This is a genomic window from Aquimarina addita (assembly GCF_039539305.1).
Lineage (GTDB): Bacteria > Bacteroidota > Bacteroidia > Flavobacteriales > Flavobacteriaceae > Aquimarina > Aquimarina addita.
The window spans coordinates 430,984-454,582 of the sequence record NZ_BAABCW010000002.1 but is presented as its reverse complement, the minus strand read 5'-3'; the positions used below and the strand labels follow the sequence as shown (position 1 = coordinate 454,582).

Sequence of the window (23,599 nt, the reverse complement as noted above, 5' to 3'; positions counted from 1 at the left end):
CAATCAAAAAAATAGTATCTACATTAAAAACTGATATAGTTTAGTATACGACCACTTTTCTTGTAATCATAGTAAGATCTGATACTATTTTAATAAAATACGTTCCCGTTGTAAGTGATGATAAAGAATAGGTTTCCAAATATATACCTGGAGTAACCTTGTCATTTTCTATAAGTCTCACTATACGTTTTCCATCAAGGTCATATACATCAACAGCCAGAGAAGTAGTTTTATGTATACCATATTGTATAGTCAGGTTTTTATTATCTGTATATATTGGATTGGGATAAATACTAAAAATAGCTGTGGCTTGTGTTTCCACCTCTTCAATGCCTAAATTAAAAGCAGGGACTTCTAAAGGAGCTAGCTCAGGTTGATTTGTTTTTTCTGCACTAGGCATTGCAGCTGATAATAATCTGTTTTGTGAATCCTCAGTATACCAATGTTCTCCCAACGTCTCTGTGTTATCTGAAGCATCAAGAATATTGACATAGAACCAATCTGCTTGTGCTTTATTAGCAGTTAAATCCAAAATAAAATATCCGTGCTGATCCAAATCATTATATTTCATATGAGGGTTTGGATTAATACCATTACTTGGTATTTCTTTATTAATCTGATATTCGATTCCTGCACTAGCTTCTGCGCCTATATTTTCATCAAAATTAGCAGAAGTAATGCTTGGTGTTGCAAACTCTACTGCTACCGAGCCAATACCTGTTTCTGCATCATACGTTATACTATCCGGAGCTCCGGGACTGAACATAGATGGTCTCTTACTAACATCAAATGCAAAAGTACTGTGAAAATCTCCTGTAAGAATAACAGTATTATTAATATTATTTGTTTCTATGTAATCGATTAGCAAATCTCTTTCTGCCGGGTATCCGTCCCAAATATCCAAAAACACACTCTCTAATTGCTCAGGAGTCTGCGGACTCTGTGCTGCCCATCCTACATTAAACTCAGAAAAAATTACTTGATTCGCTATAATTTTCCAGGTAGCTGTAGACGTTTGTAATTCATTAAACAACCAATTTTTTTGATCTTCTCCTAATAATGTTCTGTCACTGGCATATAATAATGGATCGGTAACATCATTAATTTGTTCATCTCTTCCCTCTAATCGAGTATCGATATTAATGATGTCAGCTAAATTACCATAATGTATTGTTCTATTAATTTTGAGATTTGCCTCATTTCTAATAGGCATCCACTCAAAATATACTTGTTTAGAAATTGCTTTTCGATCTTCCCAACTTCCCTCATCACTTCCATTTTCTCCGTGATTTTCTGCACCATCTTTATAAGAATCATTAGCACTTTCATGATCATCCCAAATAGCAATAAAAGGATGCTGTTGATGTGCTGCGAGAAGATCCGGATCTAATCTGTATAAAGAATAACGGGTACGATAATCAATTAAACTTAAGATTTCATTAGCTGGTTCATTGATTCTGTCTGCTCTGGATTCATCATAACCATAAGTACCTTCACCAGCTCCATATTCATAAATATAATCTCCCAGATGTATAACAGCATCCAGATCTTTTCGCTCAGCAATTTTTTTATAAGCATTAAAATACCCTGCCTGATAATTAGAGCAGGAAACCACTGCAAAACGTAATTGATCTGCTACTGCTGATGGTGTGGTCCGCGTTCTACCGATTAATGAATTTGCTTCTGCTGTCTGAAAGTAATAATAGTATGTAGTAGCTGGTGCGAGTCCATCTACATCTACCTTTATCGTGTAATCTACAGTAGAATTGGTAATGGCTGTACCACTTCTGACAATGGAAGAAAAACTAGCATCAGTAGCTACATACCAGGATACTTCTATTGGATTTTCATCTTCTGGAGTTATCCTTGTCCATATAATAACGCGATCTTCTAATGGATCACCAGAGGCTACTCCATGATAAAAAGGTTTTAACTCTGGATTAAATGCTGCAGTATTAGTAGTATTTTCGATTACAGAATTTCGCTGATATTTAATTTTCTGTGCTTTTACAAAACAGAAACAAACGATTGATAAAAAAAGTGTAAGTTGAAATTGAATTTTCATTGGTGTGATTTTCTTGCAAAAATAAAACGCAACGCTACACGCTACTTTAAGGAAAAATCAAGGATAGATGATGTAACTATTACCTTTACGTCGTGATTTTATATTATTGTAAATTTTTACACAAAAGTGATATTAAAATGATTCTCTCATATTTAATAAAATCATTTACGACGTAGACGCCCTACTAATCTTTACAAAGTAACCGCCCTGAAGAAAAATTGTTTTCGTTAATTAATTATAAGAGTCCAATACTATTTCATATAGTTCACTACTAAAGAAAATTAAATTTAGGTATCAAAAATAAAACACCTTATCTTAAAAAAGAAAAGGTGTTTACACATATATGCTGAAAAAAAGTCAAGAGCTAAACCTTTTTAGTAAAGCGCGTCTATCCCCCAATAGCCGTGTTTAGCACCTTATTTATTTTTCATTGTTCTATCCTCCAAAATTAATACAGCCTATATATTTAAAAGAACACTATTGATAAAATAAATAACGTAAACCATAAAATTACTAGCGTGTTCTTTCTTACATATTCTAGAATTTAATTTACTATACAATTTGTTCTTACTGATTTTATTACAATTAATGTATCGATGTTTGACAAATTTCCCGCCTTTAGCATACATTTCTTTAAAAATGATTTGGTAATAACTTGATAAAATAATGTTTTCTTCTCAACTTGCTTTCCCAAATAATTGTTATTTAAAAAATGATTGAGTTCAATTTGCTTCTTATCCTCAGTGTACTTTCATTATTTATAGGATTGTTATTTGCTTTTTTTCTTTTCACTACTAAAACAAAAAACCGTTTAAGCAATTCTATTTTTGGTATTTTTCTATTGCTTTGTGCGCTAGACAATATTTTTATATCTACCATTCTTCATACTAATTTTAAGACACTGAGTATAGCAATAGCAATGACCGTATTTCTACAGTCACCTGTGCTCTATTTTTATGTGCAATCTGTTTGCTATTCTGATTTTACTTTAAAAAAGATTCATGTCATTCATATAATTCCGTATATCATTGCGAATTTATTGGTGCTCTCTGGCAGTTATGGAGTAGATCCTTACTCACCCATTATTTTACTTTCAGAACTATCACAATCACTCAAGAATAAGCTGATACATATACTTGTTCACATACAAGTATTTTCATATTTAATCGCAGCTTTTATGGTGCTGATACGCTCTAAAAAACTATACTTGGAGAATTACGCAAATTCTTCCATCTCATTTTACAACTGGTTATTTCAATTAATAAGTGTTATTTTCATCTTGCACATTTTTGCTGTACTAAAAAATATATACAAATTTTCTGATGACAACCATATTTACTACTGGACAAAAGTCATACTAGTTTTCACAGAACTACTAATTTTCTGTTGGTATGTATTAAAAGCATTGAATTATCCTGATGTTTTTAAAAGTGTAGATTCTAAACTAAAATTAGCAAGTCATCTCAATCCTGAAGATAGTACACAATCAGCTCCGGTACATGAAAATAATGATTCCATCCAAAGATTAAAAAGCTATATGCAATCTGAAGAACCTTTTCTAAATCCTGCTTTAAGCATCAATGAATTGGCTAGTAGCGTTGAGTTACCGGCTAAAGAGCTATCGATATTGATAAATCAGAACATAGGACAACATTTCTTTGATTTTATTAATGCCTACCGTATTGAGAAAGCCAAACATATTTTAACCGATATTTCAAAAAAACAAGTAACTGTTTTAGAAATCCTGTATGAAGTAGGTTTTAATTCTAAATCCTCTTTTAATACTGCTTTCAAAAAGCACACAGGTACCACTCCTACATTATATCGTAAGAAAAATATATTAGTATCTTAGAACCATGGGGAATCCAGAAATCATAAGTATAATCAGTTTCATTATTTGTATACTGTTTATACTATTTGCTATATTTTTATTGACGGTTAAGACAGAAAAAAGATTGAGTAATCTTTTACTATCTACATTTTTACTCGTAACTGCTACCGATATCAGTGTGTTTTTTTATAGCAGATTCATGGATCTACCAGCTATCTTAGAAATGTTACGGATTCAAATTTCGGATTTTAAAGATCCTTTACTTTTTCTATACTTTTTATCATTGATCTATTCAGATTTTAAGCTAAAAACCAAACATCTTATTCATACAGCACCTTGGTTAATTAGTATGATAATACTTACTCCCAATTTCTTTTTAGTAAGTCACGACGATCAAATCATTTTTTTACAAAATTTTGGACAGTCAGAAGAGTCTGTTTGGCTAAGGAAAAAAGGTTATCTGCTGGAGATTGTTTATTTGATTGCAGAAATTTATTATATCATAAGATATCGTTCGTTATTATTAGAAAACTTTACTGATAAAACTTCTTTTTATAAGTACCGCTGGTTGAAACAATTATTAATTTTTATTTTAATAGGACAGGCTTTAACTTTTACCAAAGGCATTATAAGGGAAACAGAATCTGATACTGTGACTAATGTAGCAAGAGTATTTTTATTATCATACGGTCTTTTTTTTACATTTTGGCTGGTTCTAAAAGCTTTATATTCTCCTAAACTGTTTAGAGGAATTCCTATAGAGCTGAAACTTTCTAAAGAAATAATGGCTGAGAAAGTAGTAAAAAATGAAGCCTCAGATGCTATCAAAAATCAAATTATAGTACTCAAAGAATACATGGATACAGAAGCACCTTATCTGAATCCATCTTTAACCGTTCAAAAACTAGCTTTTCAAACTGGATTGCCTGCAAAAGAATTATCAGTACTAATCAATCAACATCTAAATCAGCATTTTTTTGATTTCATCAATTCATATCGTATCAAAAAAGCAACAGAAATTCTTTCTGATACTTCAAAAAAACAGGTAACCGTTCTTGAAATTCTTTACGAAGTAGGATTTAATTCTAAATCTTCTTTTAATACTGCTTTTAAAAAACATACAGGAACTACCCCTACTGCCTACCGAAAAAGTAACTAATTATCAATTAGTTACAAAAAAGTCGGACGTCTAACAAACAAAGTCGAACTGATTTCTATAGAGGAAATTGGTTCGACTTTTAATATTCGGTCGCACAGCACAAGAGTCTTGGAGATATTTGTCAAAACAAAAATCAACAAAATTATCATTATGAGACTTGCTATCATTTTATCATTATTTATCTTACCACTATTCACAAATGCACAAGTACAGTTAACTGGAAAAGTAGCTAGTAACACAGAACCTATTGTTTGGGCTAATACTGTCCTGCTATCATCAGATGGAACTATAACCACTGGAGGAATTACAGATGAAAATGGACGCTTTACCCTAAATGCTAAAGCAGGAAATTATGAATTAGTGATTAGTTTTCTAGGATATGAAGAGTATCATAAAGAAATTAACTTGCAAAAGGATATTGATCTCGGTCAAATTATGCTACAGGAGTCAGCCAATACCCTCAATGAGGTTGTGATATCATATACCAAAAAACTAATAGAACAAAAACCCGATAGAATTATTTTCAATATAGAAAACAATCTGGCTGCCACCGGTGGTGATGCTCTGGATGCGTTGCGCATTGCCCCTGGATTACGTGTAGATGATAATGGGATTAGTATGCTGGGAAAAGGAACATCCCAAGTAATGATCAATGGACGGATATTCCCATTGACAGGTGCCGAATTAGTAAGCTACCTGAATTCGATAGCAGCAGACGATATCAAAAAAATAGAAGTAATCACCAACCCACCTGCAAAATATGAGGCTTCCGGTAATGGCGGACTTATTAATATTGTACTTAAAAAAGGGGCTCAAAACTCATGGAAAAATACAACATCTGCCATTCAGAACATAAATACCCATAGTTTTTTGACCCTCAGAAACAATCTATTGTATAATAAAGATAAGTGGAATATTTCATTGAGTTTAGATAAGACAGATGGATCACTAAGAGGTATAGAAGATTTTCAGGTATATTATCCTGAAAGCAACTGGGATATTGACATCACTACAAAGGATAATCAGGATGCCATCTCAGGTCGCTTGTTATTAGACTATAAACTGACCAATAACACAACCATCGGAATTCAATATTTAGGAAATTATCGACAACCGGATATTAGAGATAAAACAATTTCTAATATCTATGACGCCTCTAATATATTAGATTCTTTATTAATAAATAATGGATCTAGTAAACAAACCATAGACAATCACCTGATCAATATGCACACTATAACAAAAATCGATACCCTGGAAAAAAAGTTGTTTGTTGATCTTGATTATTTTAACTATCGTTCAGAACAAGAGCGTGAATTTAGAACAGAAAGCTTTTCTCCTGATATGCAATTTTTAAACATCAACGCTGCCGCTATAACATCTTCATTACAATCGATTGAAAATATAAGCCTAAAAGCTGATATGGAACACCCATTAGATTTTATGAATCTTTCTTATGGATTCCGTATCAGCTCGACAGAAAGTAATAGTGAAATTGAGAACTTCAATACGGAGACCGGAATACCTCAACTAGATGAGAACACCTCTAATGTTTTCAACTACGTAGAAAAAAACCAGGCAGTCTATGTGAATGGATCAAAAAAAATAAATGACCAATGGAGTCTTCAGGCTGGGCTTAGAGTAGAAAATACAACGACTGAAGGGTTTTCTGAAAATCTTAATGAAACAAATAAAAATGATTATCTAAAGTTATTTCCTACCGCTTATATATCGTATACTAAGAACGAAAATAACACTATGTCGTTTAGTTATGGAAAACGAATCCGTAGACCAAGATTTCAGGATTTAAATCCATTCAGGGTATATGTAAGTAGTAACACCTTCAGTCAGGGAAACCCTTTTCTTCAACCTTCTTTTACTGATGTTTTTGAATTTAAACATACATACAAGAACAAATTAACTACTGCTGCTTTTTTTAATAGAACCATCGATGCATCTGGCATTATTTTTACTTCGGCTATTGATACTCAAACTCAAATTGTAACTCGTGAAAATTTTTATAATCAAAACACATATGGTATTAGCGAAAGCTATTTGTTTGACACCTTTAAATGGTTACAAAGTCAAAACAGTGTTACATTAGTTAATATTCAATCAGAATTCATAAAACCTATTGATGCATCTCCTCAAAATGGATTTTCCTATAACCTATCTTCTACGAATAGCTTTACATTAAATAATACTACTAAGCTACAACTGGATGCCACATATGATTCTGCAGGAAAATCAGATATCTTTACCATTGGTGAAAGGTATAGTATCGATATTGGGGCATCCAAAACTTTCTTAGACAAAAGCCTGCAGGTATCGCTTTATATCAAAGATGTTTTTAATACGTCTAGTCTTAATAATTTAGCTTCTACCGTTAACGGAGTAAGACAAGTATATGGACAAAACAGAAATAATCGATTTGTACGATTTTCTTTGAGTTATAGCTTTGGTAATAAAAAAGTGAATGTTAAGAATAGAAAATTTGGTAATGATGAGGATACCAGAAGAGCAAATTAGAGAAGCTATCACTAATATTAAGGTATTAAAAAGGAAAAATGTTTGATTTGAGTATAACAAGATTTTTAATAAAAAAATTATTTCCAATATTTAAATATTGGAAATAATTTGCAATTCTAACAATTCTTAAAGAGAGGTCTATATATAATCAAGTTCAATAAAAACTTTCATATTTTTAGCTTTTATTAGTTACCAAGTTTTTCTTGATATTTAATATAAATATTCTAGTGCAACACTATCATAGTAACTAAATTCTCCGTCTTCATTACCACTAAAACAAGAAATCATGATCGAATCTGTATCTAAGCCACTAGCACCCCACTGATTTACTGATGGCGTTCCTGGTATAAATAGTGCTCCATACTCTGTGAATCCCTCATTAGATCCATCACATTTTCGGTTTGCATAATCTGTGTGTCTAAAACCTATTGCGTGACCAATCTCATGAGTCATCAAGTGTTCATTTATCTGATCGTTATAGCTGTTCATTCCACCATAAACTTCTATCCAAAATCCTGGGTTACCACCACTAGGAAATTCTGCTACTGCTCCAGCATCAGTACCACCTCCATTAAAGATAACAATATCTGCACCACTAGTAGAAGATGAAAATGTTAAGTTAAAAGTTAATGAAATATTTTCATTGTTGTAATTGTTTATAGCATATTGTAAACCTGTTTGCATCACACTGGTTAACGCATAGCCACTGCCTGTATATCCTACTACATTTATTGTACTATTTTGATTTACCAGATTTGTAGTTCTATATTGTTTTTCTGATCCAGACGCTGATTTTAGTGAATATTCTGATAATTTATCCAATCTAAGAAAAATATCTCCAGACTTAATACCCTTTATTGAAGATCCATCGATACTTTTTAAAGTAGTGTATTCTGCATTTAATGGATTAACTGCGGCATCTATGAGTGCGGTCTGATGTTCATTTGATAAATTTTCTGGTACAGTTTCAGTAACTATTTCTTCAGTTATTTCTTCTTTTTGGCAAGATGATAGAACACCCGCAACGGTAGCACATAGTGCTAATAGTTGAATTTTTTTCATTCGTAATATTTTGAGTTTGTTATAAATTATTTAATCATAAAATGAATAAGGCCCATCTCATTGAATGATTAATAATCGGTAAAAGCTTTCAACCGTTTTTAGTTATGAATTCGGTTCGAAGATATACTTATTTTTTAAATAATACTTATTTTGTTAAATTATATCATTCAAAAAGACGAAAACGATGAATAAAATTCAATGAATTCTTAAAAACGTTAAATAAAATTTAATAAATAAAATTTTATTTAAATCGATAAAACTTAAATTTATCAGGATCAAATTGACTTATATAAAATGTGTGTAATCTTTATCCTACTAAAAAATTTCCCTCAATTTGAAAAGTTAAAAATGTGTTAACGTTTATTTTTTACTTTAATGGAGGTTGTATAGATGATAAAATAATTCCCTTACACCTCAGAAGCTGAATTGATCTACCTATCATATTTATTTTGGTGTAAACATCTTTCTTTTAATTGAGAATACAGAAACTTTTCTAATAGCTTAGTATCAAAAAAATTAATGGAAAAGGATACAATGTTGATATAAAATATAAAAGTTTAATTTTGGACTAATTATATTGACAAATCGGATAAATGAGAAGGATGTTTTCATTCGAGTAGTAGATAATCACTATTAAGTAGAAATTATAAACAGTTTTAAAAGTCTTAAAACCTATCTGGATTTTATATATAAAATTGGTAAGATTTTAAAAATTACACCTGAAAGTTCTACATTCAATTTTAATTTGAAATTTCAATAGCTAACTAAAAACCAGCAAACCAAAGTTCAATGAACCGATAGCTTATGGTTTATAATTACTGAAGGAAAAAATTACCAGATAAATGAAATTAGGATCAAAAGTTTTATAGACCGATGACAATGCTAGGCACAAATTATTATGAAATAGGAAGAAGGTATGAAAAGGTTTCAGAAACATATAATAGATCCTATATTTTAGGTGTAGATATTAAACAAAAAGACACACCTTTTGTAGTTGCTATTGGTGGTCATCATTCTGATATTGGTGTAATCAAAATTAGTTGTAAAGAATTAGTGTCTGACAAATGGAATGATCATATAATTAAGTCCGGATGTGAAGCGTTTGTGCTAAATTTAAAAACAGCAATAGAGCAAGGTGAAACATTTCCGCAAAAATTTATCTTAAATTTGATAGCTAAGAATCCATAAAATCCAAATAAACTAATGAATAATCAGAAACCTAATTTTTTAAACTTTAAAATTTTTAATATGAAAAGAGTAATAATTGCTATAGTCATATGCCTCAGTTCAATTCAGGGATATACACAGGAGGTACAAGGAGTTAAAATTACTAAAGAATTAATCTGTAGAGGAGCAGCCGTTAGTGTAGTGGGCAATGTAAAACCGTTTTTTGATAGAAATTTTGCCAAATCAGAAATCTTAGAGTTGACAAAAAGCCTTGTTAAAGAACCCATTAAAGACTCCCCCAGTAAGGCTTATGAATTATTTAAAGTTAATAAAACAAAAGAGGAAGTAGTTGAAATCTTATATAACGCTTTTATGAAATTGGATAAAGAAACAGTTTCTAAATTTCTAATTAATAATGATACCGACGATTATTAATAGTATAGTTTATAATATAAGTCTATAGAAATCTAACTATTAAAACAGCTCATTATTAAAAAAGTGATATTAAAAGATTTAGGAGCTTATATTGAAAATAGTATAAACTATTCTTATGATCATAATGCTTAGATGTAACTATGAGAACTGAAAAAAGTCATTTTTGGATAGGTAAATTTAATTCTGAAAAATCATATTTTGATTTTGTAGGTGAGGATAAGGGTCGTTATGAATTAGAAGATTATGATGATGTGCCAATATCTAAATTTGCCGAATCTCAAGAAGAAATTTGGATTGATCATGATTTTATGGAATCTGGATTTGAGGAACCTATTGGAGATCTAAAAAAACAATTTGAAAAATATTCGTATTCGTACCATTGGGGAAATGAATTAGAAAAAAGATGCGCAGGATTATCTGAATATAATGCTTTGATATTTGTCAATGAAGCTCAGATTAAAAAGCCTAACTCATTTAACACAAATGAATGTAAGCTTAAATATCTTGGAGTTATTGAATACGAAATATAACAAAGCAGAAAAATAATCTGGATTCATTAAATAAAAGATATGAGGGTTTATAGATTTCTAAATCTTGCGTTAAAAAAACACCCTTTTTACACATAAAGCAAAAACAGGTTTTTAAATCTAAATATACTAAAATGCATTGTTTTAACTATTTTTGAGAATAACAAGAATAAGCATCAATCATTCAACTCATGAAAAAATTTAATCACAGGCTACTTACAGTAGCATTTCTATTCTATTTGATCCCATTTTTATCATTTTCTATTGATCCAACGGATACGCGATTGATGGAGCAACCTGCAATAGGGAAATCTCATATAGCATTTATTTATGCAAATGATCTATGGGTTGCAAACTTGGATGGATCTCACCCTAAAAGACTCACCATTGATGAAGGTATAGAATCAAATCCAGTATTTTCTCCAGATGGAAAATTAATAGCATTTAGCGCTGAATATGAAGGTAATGAAGATGTATATATCGTTCCCGTAACTGGAGGAATTCCTAAAAGGCTTACCTGGCATCCAATTTGGGATAATGTTTTAGGATTCACACCTGATGGAAAATCCGTGCTGTTCAATTCTCAAAGAACCACTCACACGAACAGATACGCAAAACTTTATGAAGTTTCCATTGATGGTGGATATCCTAAAGAATTGGAAATTCCGAATGCATGGCATGCCACATACTCCCCTGATGGTGATTACATGGCATATACTCCCATAAGAGAGAGGTTTCATCAGTGGAAAAACTACAGAGGAGGAACGACTGCTAATATATGGGTATTCTCATTTAAGGATAAATCCATAATAAAAATTCCGCAGCCTACTGGTGGTAGTAATGACGTACAACCAATGTGGCGTGGCAATGAAATATATTTTTTGAGTGACCGAAATGGTGAGTTTAATCTATTTTCTTTTAATACCGTTTCTAAAGAAATAATACAACATACCCAATTTACTGATTTCCCTATCACTAACGCAAAACTTGATTCCAACACGATTATCTTTGAACAAGCTGGTTATATACATTTATATGATATAGCTCAAAAAACCTCAAAAAAACTTAAAATTGGTATTGCTACTGATCTTCTTGAATTACGAAAGCGATATGTGAAAGGAAGTAATCATATCCGTTCGGCAGCTATCTCGCCATCTGGTAAGAGAGTAGTTTTTGATTATCGAGGAGAAATAATTACAATACCTGAGAAAAAGGGAGACCCAAGAAATCTTACATTAAGTCCAGGAAGTCACGAAAAATATCCAGCATGGTCACCTGATGGAAAAAATATAGCATATTTTTCAGATACTTCCGGCGAATATGAATTACACATTAAATCTCAGGATAACAAAGGAACTCCAAAAGTTTTCAAACTTTCCGGAACCGGATTCTACGCACATACCAATTGGTCCCCTGATAGCAAAAAAATCAGTTTTGTCGATAATGGAAGAAATCTATACATTCTTGATATAGCTTCTAAAAAAATAAAAAAAGTCGCTAATGATGAGTATTATTTCCCCGGAGATTTTAGAAACCTCTTTGGAGATTGGTCTCCAGATTCTAATTGGATCGCCTATTCAAAGATTATAGACACTAATTTTGAGCAAGTTTTTCTATATTCTTTAAAGGATTCAAAAAGCTATCCGGTTTCCGATGGATATAGTAATGCCAATAATCCGGTTTTTGACCGCGAAGGACAATTTCTATATTTTTTTGCTTCTACTGATGCCGGACCTGTAGTGAACTGGTTTGATCAATCTAATCAGGATATGTCAATTACTAATTCTGTATATCTGGTAACACTTCAGAAAGAAACCATCTCTCCGTTAGCAAAAGAAAGTGATGAAGAAAAACAAGTAGTTACTGATCAAAAAGACGAAGACGAAAACAAAAAAGAGGAGGATCAAGAAGAGGAAACTATAAAAATAGATCTCAATGATATTCAAAATAGAATTATAGCACTACCCATTGAAGCGGGTCACTACCATGGACTTGGATCAGGAGAAACAGGTAAAATTTTATTTATCACCTCTGACCCAGAGAATGGAGAGAAACCTTCAAAACTCAAGCAATATGATTTAAAAGAGCGAAAAGAAGAAGAAATCATGGATTTAGATAGCTACATAATTTCTTCTGATGGAAAAAAGATGGTTTATAAGAGCAAAAACAATTGGGGAATTACTGATACTGGAAAAAAACCAAATAACGGAGAAGGCATTTTAAATATTGATGCTATTGAGGTAAAAATTAATCCTGTTGAAGAATGGAAAAATATATTTGAAGAAGCCTGGAGGATTAATAGAGACTATTTTTATGATCCAGGGATGCACGGTTCAGACTGGAAAGGTATGAAAGAAAAATATTCCCAATTTTTACCCCATCTATCGTCTAGAAATGACTTGAATAAAGTTATCCAATGGATGTGTAGCGAATTGTCTGTAGGACACCATCGTTTACAAGGACGTGGAGAACAACTTCACCATCCAAAAAAGGTTCCAGGTGGTTTATTAGGTGCTGACTACAAAATTGTAAACAACAAATACCAATTCAAGAAAATTTATGGTGGTCTTAATTGGAATCCAGAACTAAGATCCCCCTTAACCGAACCAGGCATTCATGTTAAGGCAGGTGATTATCTGTTGGCTGTAGATGGTAAAGAACTATCTGGAAATGAAAATATTTTTAACTTTTTTGAAAATACCGCAGAGAAAATAGTCGAAATAACGGTAAGCTCCACCCCTAGTTTTAAAAACTCAAAGATTATCAAAGTAACCCCCATAGCAAGTGAATATAATCTTAGAAACCGGGATTGGGTAGAAGGTAATTTAAAAAAAGTACACGACGCTACTAATGGAGAAGTCGCTTATGTATATGTTCCTAATACTGCCTCAGCCGGTCACGAATATTTTAAAAGATACTTTTTCCCACAAGCAGATAAAAAAGCAATTATTATAGATGAACGCTATAACGGTGGCGGTCAAATAGCTGATTATTACATTAACCTTTTGTTGAATCCTTATCAATCTCACTGGAATTTTCGATATGGTAAAGATTTAAAAACTCCGAGCGCATCTATACAAGGACCTAAAGTCATGCTTATTGATGAGACAGCTGGCTCAGGAGGAGATATGTTACCCTGGATGTTCAGAAAATTTAAAGTGGGAACTCTCGTAGGTAAAAGAACCTGGGGAGGTTTAGTTGGAATCTTAGGGTTTCCCGAGTTTATTGATGGTGCCAGTGTTACCGCACCCAATGTGGCAATATGGACAGAAGAAGGGTTTATTGTAGAAAATGTAGGGGTAGCTCCGGATATAGAAATAGAACAATTGCCATCTGAAGTAATCGAAGGAAAAGATCCTCAGCTAGAAAAAGCAATCGAAGTGATCTTACAGGAACTAAAAAATAATCCACAAAAAAAACAGATTAGACCACCGTACCCAAAACGAGCAGTAAACTAAAAATTAAAGTATGTAATTATTCCCAACCTTTGAAAATACCATAAAAAATTATGGAATATTATAAAGTCATATGACTAAATGTTAGTGTTCTGGATCATTTCAATATAATGTACAACAGCCTTAGAACATGGATGAATTCTTATCTAGAGGTATTATTATAGGTAAAAGCTATATGCATCAATAATTTTAAAAATGAAAATAAAATTAATAGTGATTTTTTTAATAACCTTTTTAAATTCTTTTGGACAAAAATTAGAATATAAAATAGTTGAAAATCCGGATATAATAGACTTTGAGGGAACTTTTTCATCTTCGAATTATTTTTATAAATTAAAACTTCAGTACTTCGGTTGTTGCACAAATTTAATTTGTGATACACAAAACGAATATGAAATTGAAGTAAAATCTACTTACGGAAATAGCGAAATTGAAATCAATTCAAAAAAATTTAATCTTGTTATTTGCACAAAAGAACATACAAATATTAAAAGAGGAACATTAGGTTTAGTGGATGAATCCGGTTTTTTCTATAAAAAAACAGAACAAGGCAATGAAGGCTATTATTACCCTGAAGCAAGTTTTATAAAATTTAATGAGGATGATATATCAAATTTAACTTTTAGCGAACTCAAAATAGTTAGAAACGAACTCTATGCTAAACACGGTTATAAATTTAATAATGAAAATATTGCTACTATATTTTATAAAAAAGAATGGTATAAAAAATTTGAATCCAAAGGTGGAGAATTAACTAAAAACGTAATATTATCTGATATTGAAAAGCATAACGTAGAAATTATAAGAAAAGTGGAGACAAATAAAAAACAGTAAAAATATGAGTAAACAACCATAGTAGTGTAGACTTTTCTGACAGTTTCCATAATTTTACGTCTACACCTGTTATAAACACTTCACGCTGTTTATTATATAAATTAATGGCCATCATCTCTAAATCACTTAACTTAGGTTTGCATATTTGATAAATAATTTGATTTTATACTTAATCTTTTTAAACCTCTAAAATTTTATCGTAATTTGTATGATAGTTTTATGCCTATAATTGTTCTTTTGTAACTACAATCCACAAATATTTATCATTTTGTACAACTTTTTCTAAATGTGTAACGGGTTAAAATGTAATTATAACATTACTAAGTATGAATCAATATGAAATCTCTTTACTTACTTAGGTGTTTATATGCCGTTCTAACTTTATTTTGTTTTACTTTTTCTTATGCACAATATCCTCCTGACACATTAAATTATTCAACTCTTATACAAAAAGCAAAACTTCAAAATAATGATGGTCAATTAGCAAAATTGCATTTAGGATATTATTTTTTAACTACAGCCAAAAAACCAGACTCGACATTATATTTTTTAAAGCACCTAAAAAATGAACTCCCCAATTGGGATGATTCGTATAAAGCAGTCTATTATAATTTAAAAGGAAGATATTTTTTTGATCAATCTATACTTGACAGTGCAAAAGTAAATTTTGATAAAAGTCTCTTGATCGCCAAAGATTTAGATCTCCCTATTCTCAAAGCAAACAATTATAATAGTAAAGCCGTGATAGCTGTTTATGGTTCTAACTACAAAGAAGGTATGAATCAAATGCTTAAATGTCATGAAATATTAGAAAAAATGCAAGATCATATAGGGCTCTCTATGAATGAATATAATCTTGGTATGCTTTACGTATTTACAAAAAACTATAATCGTGCAAAATATTACCATTATAAAAGTATTAAAAGATTAGAAAACATTAAGGCAGAACCAAAAGAAATATCAATGCGTTATGGAGCATTATGTAATATCTACTTAAATGAAAAAAAAATAGATTCTGCTCAATATTGTTTAAATTATATTATTAATAATGGAGATGAAAAATATAATAATTACTATTATTTTAAAGGCAGAATTGCTTTAGCGAAGCAACAAAATGATGTAGCAATAGATTATTTTAACAAATCAATAACCTTAATGCAAGATCATGGGAGAAATATGGAAATTGCTACTAGATTAAATAAAATTGCTCAAGCTCACCTCAACCTAAATAAGCCTAAAGTAACATTAGAATACCTAAAAAAAGCAGATAGCTTAATCGATTCAGATTCATTTGTGTTTTTACGAAGAAACCAAGACTCATTATATTATGTTTCCTACCAACTTTTAGGAGATAATTTAAATTCCCTTAAATACCTTAAAAGGTATCAGAATGGTGTTACCAAAAGTTTAGCTGCAAACAAAATTCAGGAAGCGGGTGATATAGAAAGTAAATATCAAATAAAGAAAAAAAAAGTAATTATTAAAAATCAAGAAGGGATCATAAACAATTTTAAATCAAAAGGTAAACTATTTGTCACCTTTAGTATTGGCCTGGTACTTATAGTTCTTTTAATATTAGTGGTTAATTATAAATCAAAAGTTAAGCTACGTAAAGAAAAAGCTGTAATAGAAACAGAATACAAAAAAATCAATTCAAAAAATTTAGATTTAGAGGATAAATTAAGAGCAGTTTCATTAAAAATTAAAGAAAATAAAGAACTGCACATTAATAAAAGATATCAAAATTCTTCTTTGAAAGAAGAGCAACGTCAAGAATTTATGGAAAAAATCCTTGAAATTATGGCTACAAAAAGACCTTATCTAGACCCAAAACTAACTCAAAACACCCTTTCTGAGCAATTACAAATTTCTAAACATCATTTTTCTGAAGTGATTAATATTAATTTTGGTAAGAATTTTTATGGATTTATCAATTTATATCGAGTAGAGGAAGCTAAAAAAATAATAAATACTGATGATAAAAACTTAACCATGATTGCTATAGCATACAATTCTGGGTTTAACAGTAAAGCATCATTTAATAGAGTTTTTAAAGAAGTCACTGGTATAACTCCTTCTGAGTATAAAAAAACATTTTTACCTGATTCAAATGTCTCATAATTATTCATCCAAAGCTTACCTTATGGATAGCTTCTTAAAGTACATTTATTCTGATTTTTATTTAATAAATAGACCCTGACCAATTAGTTGAAACCTAATTAAGATTGTTTTTACTACCTTTTTTCAACCTGTCTAAAAATGAAAATTCTGTTGTTTGTGCATTTAAAATAAATGTACTTGATAAAAATGAAAGTTCATAAACTATTGGTATACAATAAATTATTAATAATTATAATATCCATGTAAAAAGGATACTAATAAAAATCTAGTGCTACATACGTAAACTATCTTCTAGCAATTACATAGAAAGATGACGCCCTAATTTTAACAACAAGAGCCATGTAGTGTATTACCTTAAAAATGGACTCAAGCCGAGACTAAAAATTCAAAAAACATAAAGACCATAAAACAGGGTTACAGAAGAACGCTCAAAAACAGTCTCTTTAGACTCTAAAAGTCTATTATAAAGCTACAAACATGTCTCATCCGCTGCATTGAGACTTCTTTAGATGAATAAAAGTGCCTAGAACAGAGGATTGAGATTAATTTTGTCTTAATACCAAAACAAAAATTAAACCGATGAAAATTATGAGGCTAACATTACTTTTATTTATAATACCCTATACTTTTTTATGCATAACTTCTTGCAGTAGCGATGATGACAAGAACTCAGTACTTACAGTTACTATCGAATTATTAGATTTTGAGACCACAGTTATTGAAAATCAAAATCAAGGATTTATCATAGGCTCCTTAGAGACGACAATAGCAAATTCTGACCAAACCCCTACTTATACGATCGTAGAACAAAGTGTTTCTGATGCTATTATTTTAGAAGGAGCTAACCTTATTATCAATGATGCTACCGCTTTTGATCTTAATACAAATACTCAAATCACGGGGCAAGTTTCTGCAATGACAGAAGGAGTTTTTGATACTGCTAGTTTTACCCTAACGATAACAAATGACCCTGCCGCATTTATTACCATTTGGGAAACTACTATACCTAATGAGGAAATTAGTATTTATACTGATGCTAACTTTGATTATGACTATACCATACATTGGGGGGATGGCACTGTAGCAACTAATCAGACGGGGGATGCTACCCATATTTATACTAAACCAGCAATGCATAAGCTAAGCATTGTTGGAAAATTTCCATCTATAATTAATAGTGATGACTCAGCAAATGCAGCCAAACTACTCACTATAGAAAACTGGGGTAATATTGCTTGGGAACACATGTTCGGAGCTTTTGAGAATTGTATTAACCTTAAATTAAATGCTAGCGATATTCCTGATTTGACAAGCGTAACATCTATGAGTAGAATGTTTAGAAATGCGACTTCTTTTAACGGTGATCTTAGTAATTGGGATGTAAGCAATGTATATCAGTTTGATAGCACGTTTGCCAACGCAAGTGCTTTTAATGGGGGTATTAGTAATTGGGATATTAGTAAGGCAACAAGTATGGCATTTATGTTCTTAGGTGCAACCTCATTTAACCAAGACATCGGTAATTGGGATGTAAGCAATATTACCCGATTAGAAAGTACTTTTAATGGTGCCAGTTCTTTTAATCAGAATATTAGCAATTGGGATGTTTCCAATGTTTCAAACATGTCTTTATTATTTAAAGATGCTACAGCCTTTAATCAAGATATTAGTAGTTGGGATGTAAGTAATACAATAGGTATGGTAAGAATATTTGAAGGTGCTACTTCTTTTAATCAAGATATAAGTAATTGGGATATTGGCAATATCATTAATATGTGGGCAATGTTTAAAAATGCTACTTCATTTAACCAAGATATAAGTAATTGGGATGTAAGTGGTGTAACCTCAATGCTGAATTTGTTCGAAAACGCATCTACTTTTAATCAAGATTTGAGTGATTGGATGACTATTAACGTTACCAATTGCACTAATTTTTCTAATAATTCTGCTCTAACCCAAGCAAATAAACCTACTGCTGGAGATTGTGACTTTACGAATTAAAATCAAAACAATAGTAAAGATACTACCGGTCTAATTGATGTTGAAATGGATTGGGATACAAGTCGTTATACACCTATAAAAAGTATATTTTTTTATAACGTATGGTTTTGATCAAAATCTTAGTGGTTAGACAACAGGTACTATTTCCAATTAATCAGTCTTTTATAAAGACTTAGCATAAACCGAAAAAATAATTCTGCGATAAGCAATCGTGCTTTCAAAATAAAAAATAAAGAAACAAATACCATGATACTATCAAAACTGAAAATTATAGCTTTTATATCCATTGTCATTTTGGCCTTGTCCTGTAGTAACGATGATGATGAAGGTCGTACAACTTCTATACAGATTACACTGTCAGAATTTGAAGACACCATAACCGAAAATGCAAGTCGAGGTACGGTTATTGGCACCTTAGAAGTAACAGTTGAAAATTCACAAGAAACACCTTTCATCAGTATTACCAAACAAAGCGTAACAGATGCATTGGCTCTTGATGGAGCCAATATTATTATTAATGACCCTAATGCTTTTGATTTTGAGGTTACTACCGAAATCAATTGGGAAGTATCAGCTACTGTAGGAAATACTACAGAAACCGCATTATTTACTGTGACCATTATTGACGTTCCTGATGGAACAGCAAATTTTTCTGACCTGAATGTTGAAATTAATGAGAATGAACCCCAAGGAACTATCATTGAAACCTTACAATTTTCATTAGAAGGAACAAACGATATACCAACCTTTGAAATAACAGATCAAAGTATAACCGATGCTGTACGTTTAGATGGTGCAAACCTTATCATAAACGATGCTAACGCTTTTAATTTTGAAGTCAATACCGAAATTACTGGATCTATTTCTGCAACTATTGCTGATATTACTGACACAGCAGATTTTACCATTACCATAATAAATTTAGCTGATGCTATAATTACACTAGAAGATTTTACGACCAGCATTTCTGAAAATGAAGATCAAGGAACAATTCTAGGAACTTTGAATGCGACTATAGAAGGATCTAATGAAACTCCAATATTTATAATAGAAAACCAGAGTGTTGCCGATGCGGTTGCACTGGATGAAACAAATTTAATAATCAATGATGCTGCCGCTTTTGATTATGAGAAGAACACGGAGATAACAGGTCAGATTTCAATGGTAGTGGAAGGGATTTCTACAACGTCAAACTTTACGATTACTATAGAGGATCGGAGAGATTTTGATCAGACTTCAATAGACCCTGATAACTTTGTCACAACCTGGGAAACTACAGCAGACAATGAAAGTATAACCATATTTACAAATTTAGTTTTAACCTATAATTATACCATAGACTGGGGTGATGGAACTATAGAAACTAACCAAACCGGAAATGCCACTCATACATATGCAGAATCAGGTATTTACGGGATAAGCATAGGTGGTATATTTCCTGCAATAAATAATGCGGGGGATGCAACAAATGCAAGAAAACTAAAAACCATAGAAAACTGGGGAAACATTGTTTGGGAAAGTATGAATACTGCCTTTCAAGATTGCACCAACTTATCTACAATACACGCAGAAGACGCTCCAGATTTGAGTAGACTAACTTCTACATTTAGAATGTTTTCGGGAGCTTCTTTGTTTAGTGCTGATTTAAGTAATTGGGATGTAAGCAATATAACCTCTTTCGACTGGATGTTTGAGAGTGCAACCTCGTTTAATGGAGATATTAGCTCGTGGGATGTTAGCAATGCGATAAGTCTGAGTCATATGTTTGATCGTGCAGTAACATTTAATCAAGACATAAGTAGTTGGGATGTTAGCAATGTTACAAATCTTTCATGGACATTTTACAGAGCCAGATTATTTGACCAAGATCTTAATAGTTGGAATGTAAGCAATGTAACTGATATTACTAGAATTTTTAGTGATGCTACTTCTTTTAATCAGGATTTAGATACTTGGGATACCAGTAATGTTACTATGGCCTTCTTTGCTTTTTCTGGTGCCGAGTCTTTTAATGGAACCATTAGTACTTGGGATGTTAGCAGGATAAGATCATTTAGCAATTTCTTTGCTAACGCGCATTCTTTTAATAAGGATATTAGCTCTTGGAATGTAAGTAGTGCTATAGTAATGCCGAGCGTGTTTATAAATGCTAGTTCATTTAATCAAGATATAAGTAATTGGGATGTGAGTAATGTCACAAATATGAGTTCTATGTTTTCTGGAGCTACAAGCTTTAATCAAAATTTAGGTAATTGGGTTACTGATAATGTGACAGACTGTAATAATTTTGCTAACAATTCGGCTTTGACTGAAACAAACAAACCTACAGCAGGTAGTTGCGCATTTTAAAACAAAAAAACAAGTTTTTATTAAATAATCCGGAACTAGTTAAATCGATAATTGTTCAGCCTATGTTCAACTTAATCATATTTACTATTCTATAGCTATAAAGATTAAAAAAGACTTTAAACAAAACAACCTTCTGAAAATCAGAAGGTTGTTTTACAAAGTACTCAAGGTGGGAATCGAACCCACACGACCGAAGTCACTGGATTTTGAATCCAGCGCGTCTACCAATTCCGCCACTTGAGCATTACTGGACGGCAAAATTAAAAAAATTATTACTTACATCCACTAAATAAGTAATAAAATAAGAGTTAGAGTAAAAATAAATTTTTAAATTTGCACCTTGTTTTAAGAAAATAATGTTTAACTCATTACAAAACAACAATTTACCCTATGCGCAACATTACAGACGCAAAATTTTTTGCATGTAGTCAAAGTACTGAATTAGCAGAAAGCATAGTTAAAATCTATGGCGCTACATTGGGTAAAATCATTACATCTACTTATAGTGATGGAGAGTTTCAACCTTCTTTTGAGGAATCCGTAAGAGGATCAAGAGTATTTATTATAGGATCGACACATCCTAATTCTGATCATTTAATGGAAATGTTGTTAATGCTAGACGCTGCAAAAAGAGCATCTGCAAGACATATCACAGCAGTACTTCCTTACTATGGATGGGCACGTCAGGACAGGAAAGACAAACCCAGAGTTCCTATTGCTGCAAAGTTGATTGCTAAAATGCTTGAAACTGCAGGAGCAACCAGGATTATCACTATGGATCTGCATGCAGATCAAATACAGGGGTTCTTTGAAAAACCAGTGGATCATTTATTTGCCTCCACAATATTTTTACCTTATTTACAATCATTAAATCTTGACAATCTTACAATCGCTTCTCCAGATATGGGAGGATCAAAAAGAGCATATGCTTATTCTAAAGCATTAAAAAGTGATGTTGTTATTTGTTACAAACAACGCGCCAAGGCCAATGTGATCTCGCATATGGAATTAATTGGAGATGTAACTGGTAAGAATGTTGTACTAGTGGATGATATGGTGGATACAGCCGGAACTTTAACCAAAGCCGCAGACCTTATGATAGAACGAGGAGCAAAAAGTGTACGAGCAATTTGTACACACCCTATTCTATCTGGAGAAGCTTATACTAAAGTTAAAAATTCAAAATTAGAGGAATTGATCGTTACTGATTCAATACCCTTAAAACAAAAAAGCACTAAAATAAGAGTCGTAAGTTGTGCAGATTTATTTGCCGATGTTATGGGTAGAGTACATAATAATGAATCTATCAGCTCTAAATTTATCATGTAATTTAATACTAATTAATATATTTAAAAATGAAATCATTAACAATCAATGCATCTCAAAGAGAAAGCGTAGGCAAGAAAGCAACAAAAGCCTTACGTAATGCTGGACAGGTACCTTGTGTAATTTACGGTGGAGACACTATTGTACACTTTTCGGCGCCAGAAATCGCTTTCAAAAACTTAGTGTACACTCCAGACGTTCATACCGTGGTAATCGCGTTGGATAATGGTACAAGCATTAACGCTATACTACAGGATATCCAGTTTCATCCTGTAACAGATAGAATCCTACATATTGATTTTGTAGAGATTTTTGATGACAAACCAATTTCTATAGAGATTCCTTTCAAAACTGAAGGAGCTGCAAAAGGAGTTCTTAATGGAGGGGTACTACGTTTTAATCTACGTCGTATCAAAGTAAAAGGATTTGCGTCTAAACTTCCGGATGTAATTATAGGGGATATTACTAATCTTAAAATAGGTAATAAGCTATACGTTACGGATTTAGCAAGCGAAGATTTTACAATTCTACACCCGGACAACACTGTAGTTTGTCAGGTTAGAACTTCTCGTAATGTTGTTGAAGTTGAAGACGAAGAAGAGGAAGGAGCTGAAGGAGCAGATGCTGCAGAAGCACCAGCTGAAGCATAATTTTCTTATAAGATTAAAGTTACAAAAGCATTCTGTTCCGATACACATCGGGATTCAGAATGCTTTTTTTATTTTTATCAACATATAT

15 protein-coding genes and 1 tRNA gene are annotated in these 23,599 nt (G+C 31.7%); 13 read left to right on the top strand and 3 right to left on the bottom strand.

From position 1 onward, the window contains the following. Positions 1–40 precede the first annotated feature (40 nt). Positions 41–2,065 (bottom strand): T9SS type A sorting domain-containing protein, encoded by a 2,025-nt coding sequence (locus ABD816_RS04685; RefSeq protein WP_344925173.1) that lies wholly within the window; start codon positions 2,063–2,065, stop codon positions 41–43. Between the two features lie 712 nt (positions 2,066–2,777). Between ABD816_RS04685 and ABD816_RS04680 the strand changes: the two genes are divergently transcribed. The 3 genes from ABD816_RS04680 to ABD816_RS04670 all read left to right on the top strand — a co-directional run bounded on the left by ABD816_RS04680 (position 2,778) and on the right by ABD816_RS04670 (position 7,584). Continuing rightward, positions 2,778–3,917 carry a helix-turn-helix domain-containing protein gene (locus ABD816_RS04680; RefSeq protein WP_344925172.1) on the top strand — a complete coding sequence of 380 codons (1,140 nt, stop codon included), beginning with the start codon at positions 2,778–2,780 and terminating at the stop codon, positions 3,915–3,917. A 103-nt stretch (positions 3,918–4,020) separates the two neighbouring features. Further along, a complete protein-coding gene (locus ABD816_RS04675) occupies positions 4,021–5,055 on the top strand; it encodes a helix-turn-helix domain-containing protein (protein WP_344925170.1) in 1,035 nt (344 codons plus the stop codon). A 150-nt stretch (positions 5,056–5,205) separates the two neighbouring features. Beyond that, complete coding sequence (locus ABD816_RS04670; protein ID WP_344925169.1) at positions 5,206–7,584, top strand: TonB-dependent receptor domain-containing protein; 2,379 nt, start codon at positions 5,206–5,208, stop codon at positions 7,582–7,584. A gap of 210 nt (positions 7,585–7,794) precedes the next feature. Here ABD816_RS04670 and ABD816_RS04665 read toward each other — a convergent pair whose 3' ends face one another. After that, positions 7,795–8,646 carry a M57 family metalloprotease gene (locus ABD816_RS04665; RefSeq protein ID WP_344925166.1) on the bottom strand — a complete coding sequence of 284 codons (852 nt, stop codon included), beginning with the start codon at positions 8,644–8,646 and terminating at the stop codon, positions 7,795–7,797. Between the two features lie 879 nt (positions 8,647–9,525). Here ABD816_RS04665 and ABD816_RS04660 point away from each other — a divergent pair. From ABD816_RS04660 to ABD816_RS04625, 8 genes are all read left to right on the top strand, one after another. Beyond that, positions 9,526–9,834 (top strand): hypothetical protein, encoded by a 309-nt coding sequence (locus ABD816_RS04660; protein ID WP_344925163.1) that lies wholly within the window; start codon positions 9,526–9,528, stop codon positions 9,832–9,834. 60 nt (positions 9,835–9,894) lie between these two features. After that, positions 9,895–10,248 carry a hypothetical protein gene (locus ABD816_RS04655; RefSeq protein WP_344925161.1) on the top strand — a complete coding sequence of 118 codons (354 nt, stop codon included), beginning with the start codon at positions 9,895–9,897 and terminating at the stop codon, positions 10,246–10,248. A 140-nt stretch (positions 10,249–10,388) separates the two neighbouring features. Beyond that, entirely contained in the window at positions 10,389–10,778 is a 390-nt protein-coding gene (locus tag ABD816_RS04650) for an immunity 22 family protein (protein WP_344925160.1), read from the top strand. A gap of 188 nt (positions 10,779–10,966) precedes the next feature. Beyond that, positions 10,967–14,233, top strand: coding sequence for a S41 family peptidase (locus tag ABD816_RS04645; RefSeq protein ID WP_344925159.1), 3,267 nt, complete (start codon positions 10,967–10,969; stop codon positions 14,231–14,233). A gap of 192 nt (positions 14,234–14,425) precedes the next feature. Next, entirely contained in the window at positions 14,426–15,064 is a 639-nt protein-coding gene (locus tag ABD816_RS04640; protein ID WP_344925157.1) for a YARHG domain-containing protein, read from the top strand. Between the two features lie 336 nt (positions 15,065–15,400). Continuing rightward, the gene (locus ABD816_RS04635; protein ID WP_344925156.1) at positions 15,401–17,185 is read left to right on the top strand and encodes a helix-turn-helix domain-containing protein; all 1,785 of its coding nucleotides are present in this window, start codon (positions 15,401–15,403) and stop codon (positions 17,183–17,185) included. Between the two features lie 588 nt (positions 17,186–17,773). Continuing rightward, entirely contained in the window at positions 17,774–19,186 is a 1,413-nt protein-coding gene (locus tag ABD816_RS04630) for a BspA family leucine-rich repeat surface protein (RefSeq protein ID WP_344925155.1), read from the top strand. Positions 19,187–19,432: 246 nt separating this feature from the next. Continuing rightward, entirely contained in the window at positions 19,433–21,535 is a 2,103-nt protein-coding gene (locus tag ABD816_RS04625) for a BspA family leucine-rich repeat surface protein (protein ID WP_344925154.1), read from the top strand. 161 nt (positions 21,536–21,696) lie between these two features. Here the strand turns inward: ABD816_RS04625 and ABD816_RS04620 are convergent. Beyond that, a tRNA-Leu gene (locus ABD816_RS04620) sits at positions 21,697–21,778 on the bottom strand. Between the two features lie 147 nt (positions 21,779–21,925). On the opposite strand from ABD816_RS04620, the gene ABD816_RS04615 reads away from it, so the two are divergent. Together ABD816_RS04615 and ABD816_RS04610 are read left to right on the top strand one after the other, a co-directional pair. Further along, entirely contained in the window at positions 21,926–22,864 is a 939-nt protein-coding gene (locus ABD816_RS04615; RefSeq protein ID WP_344925152.1) for a ribose-phosphate pyrophosphokinase, read from the top strand. 26 nt (positions 22,865–22,890) lie between these two features. Next, positions 22,891–23,511, top strand: a complete 621-nt coding sequence (locus ABD816_RS04610; protein ID WP_344925151.1) for a 50S ribosomal protein L25/general stress protein Ctc — start codon at positions 22,891–22,893, stop codon at positions 23,509–23,511. The last annotated feature ends 88 nt before the right edge of the window (positions 23,512–23,599 follow it).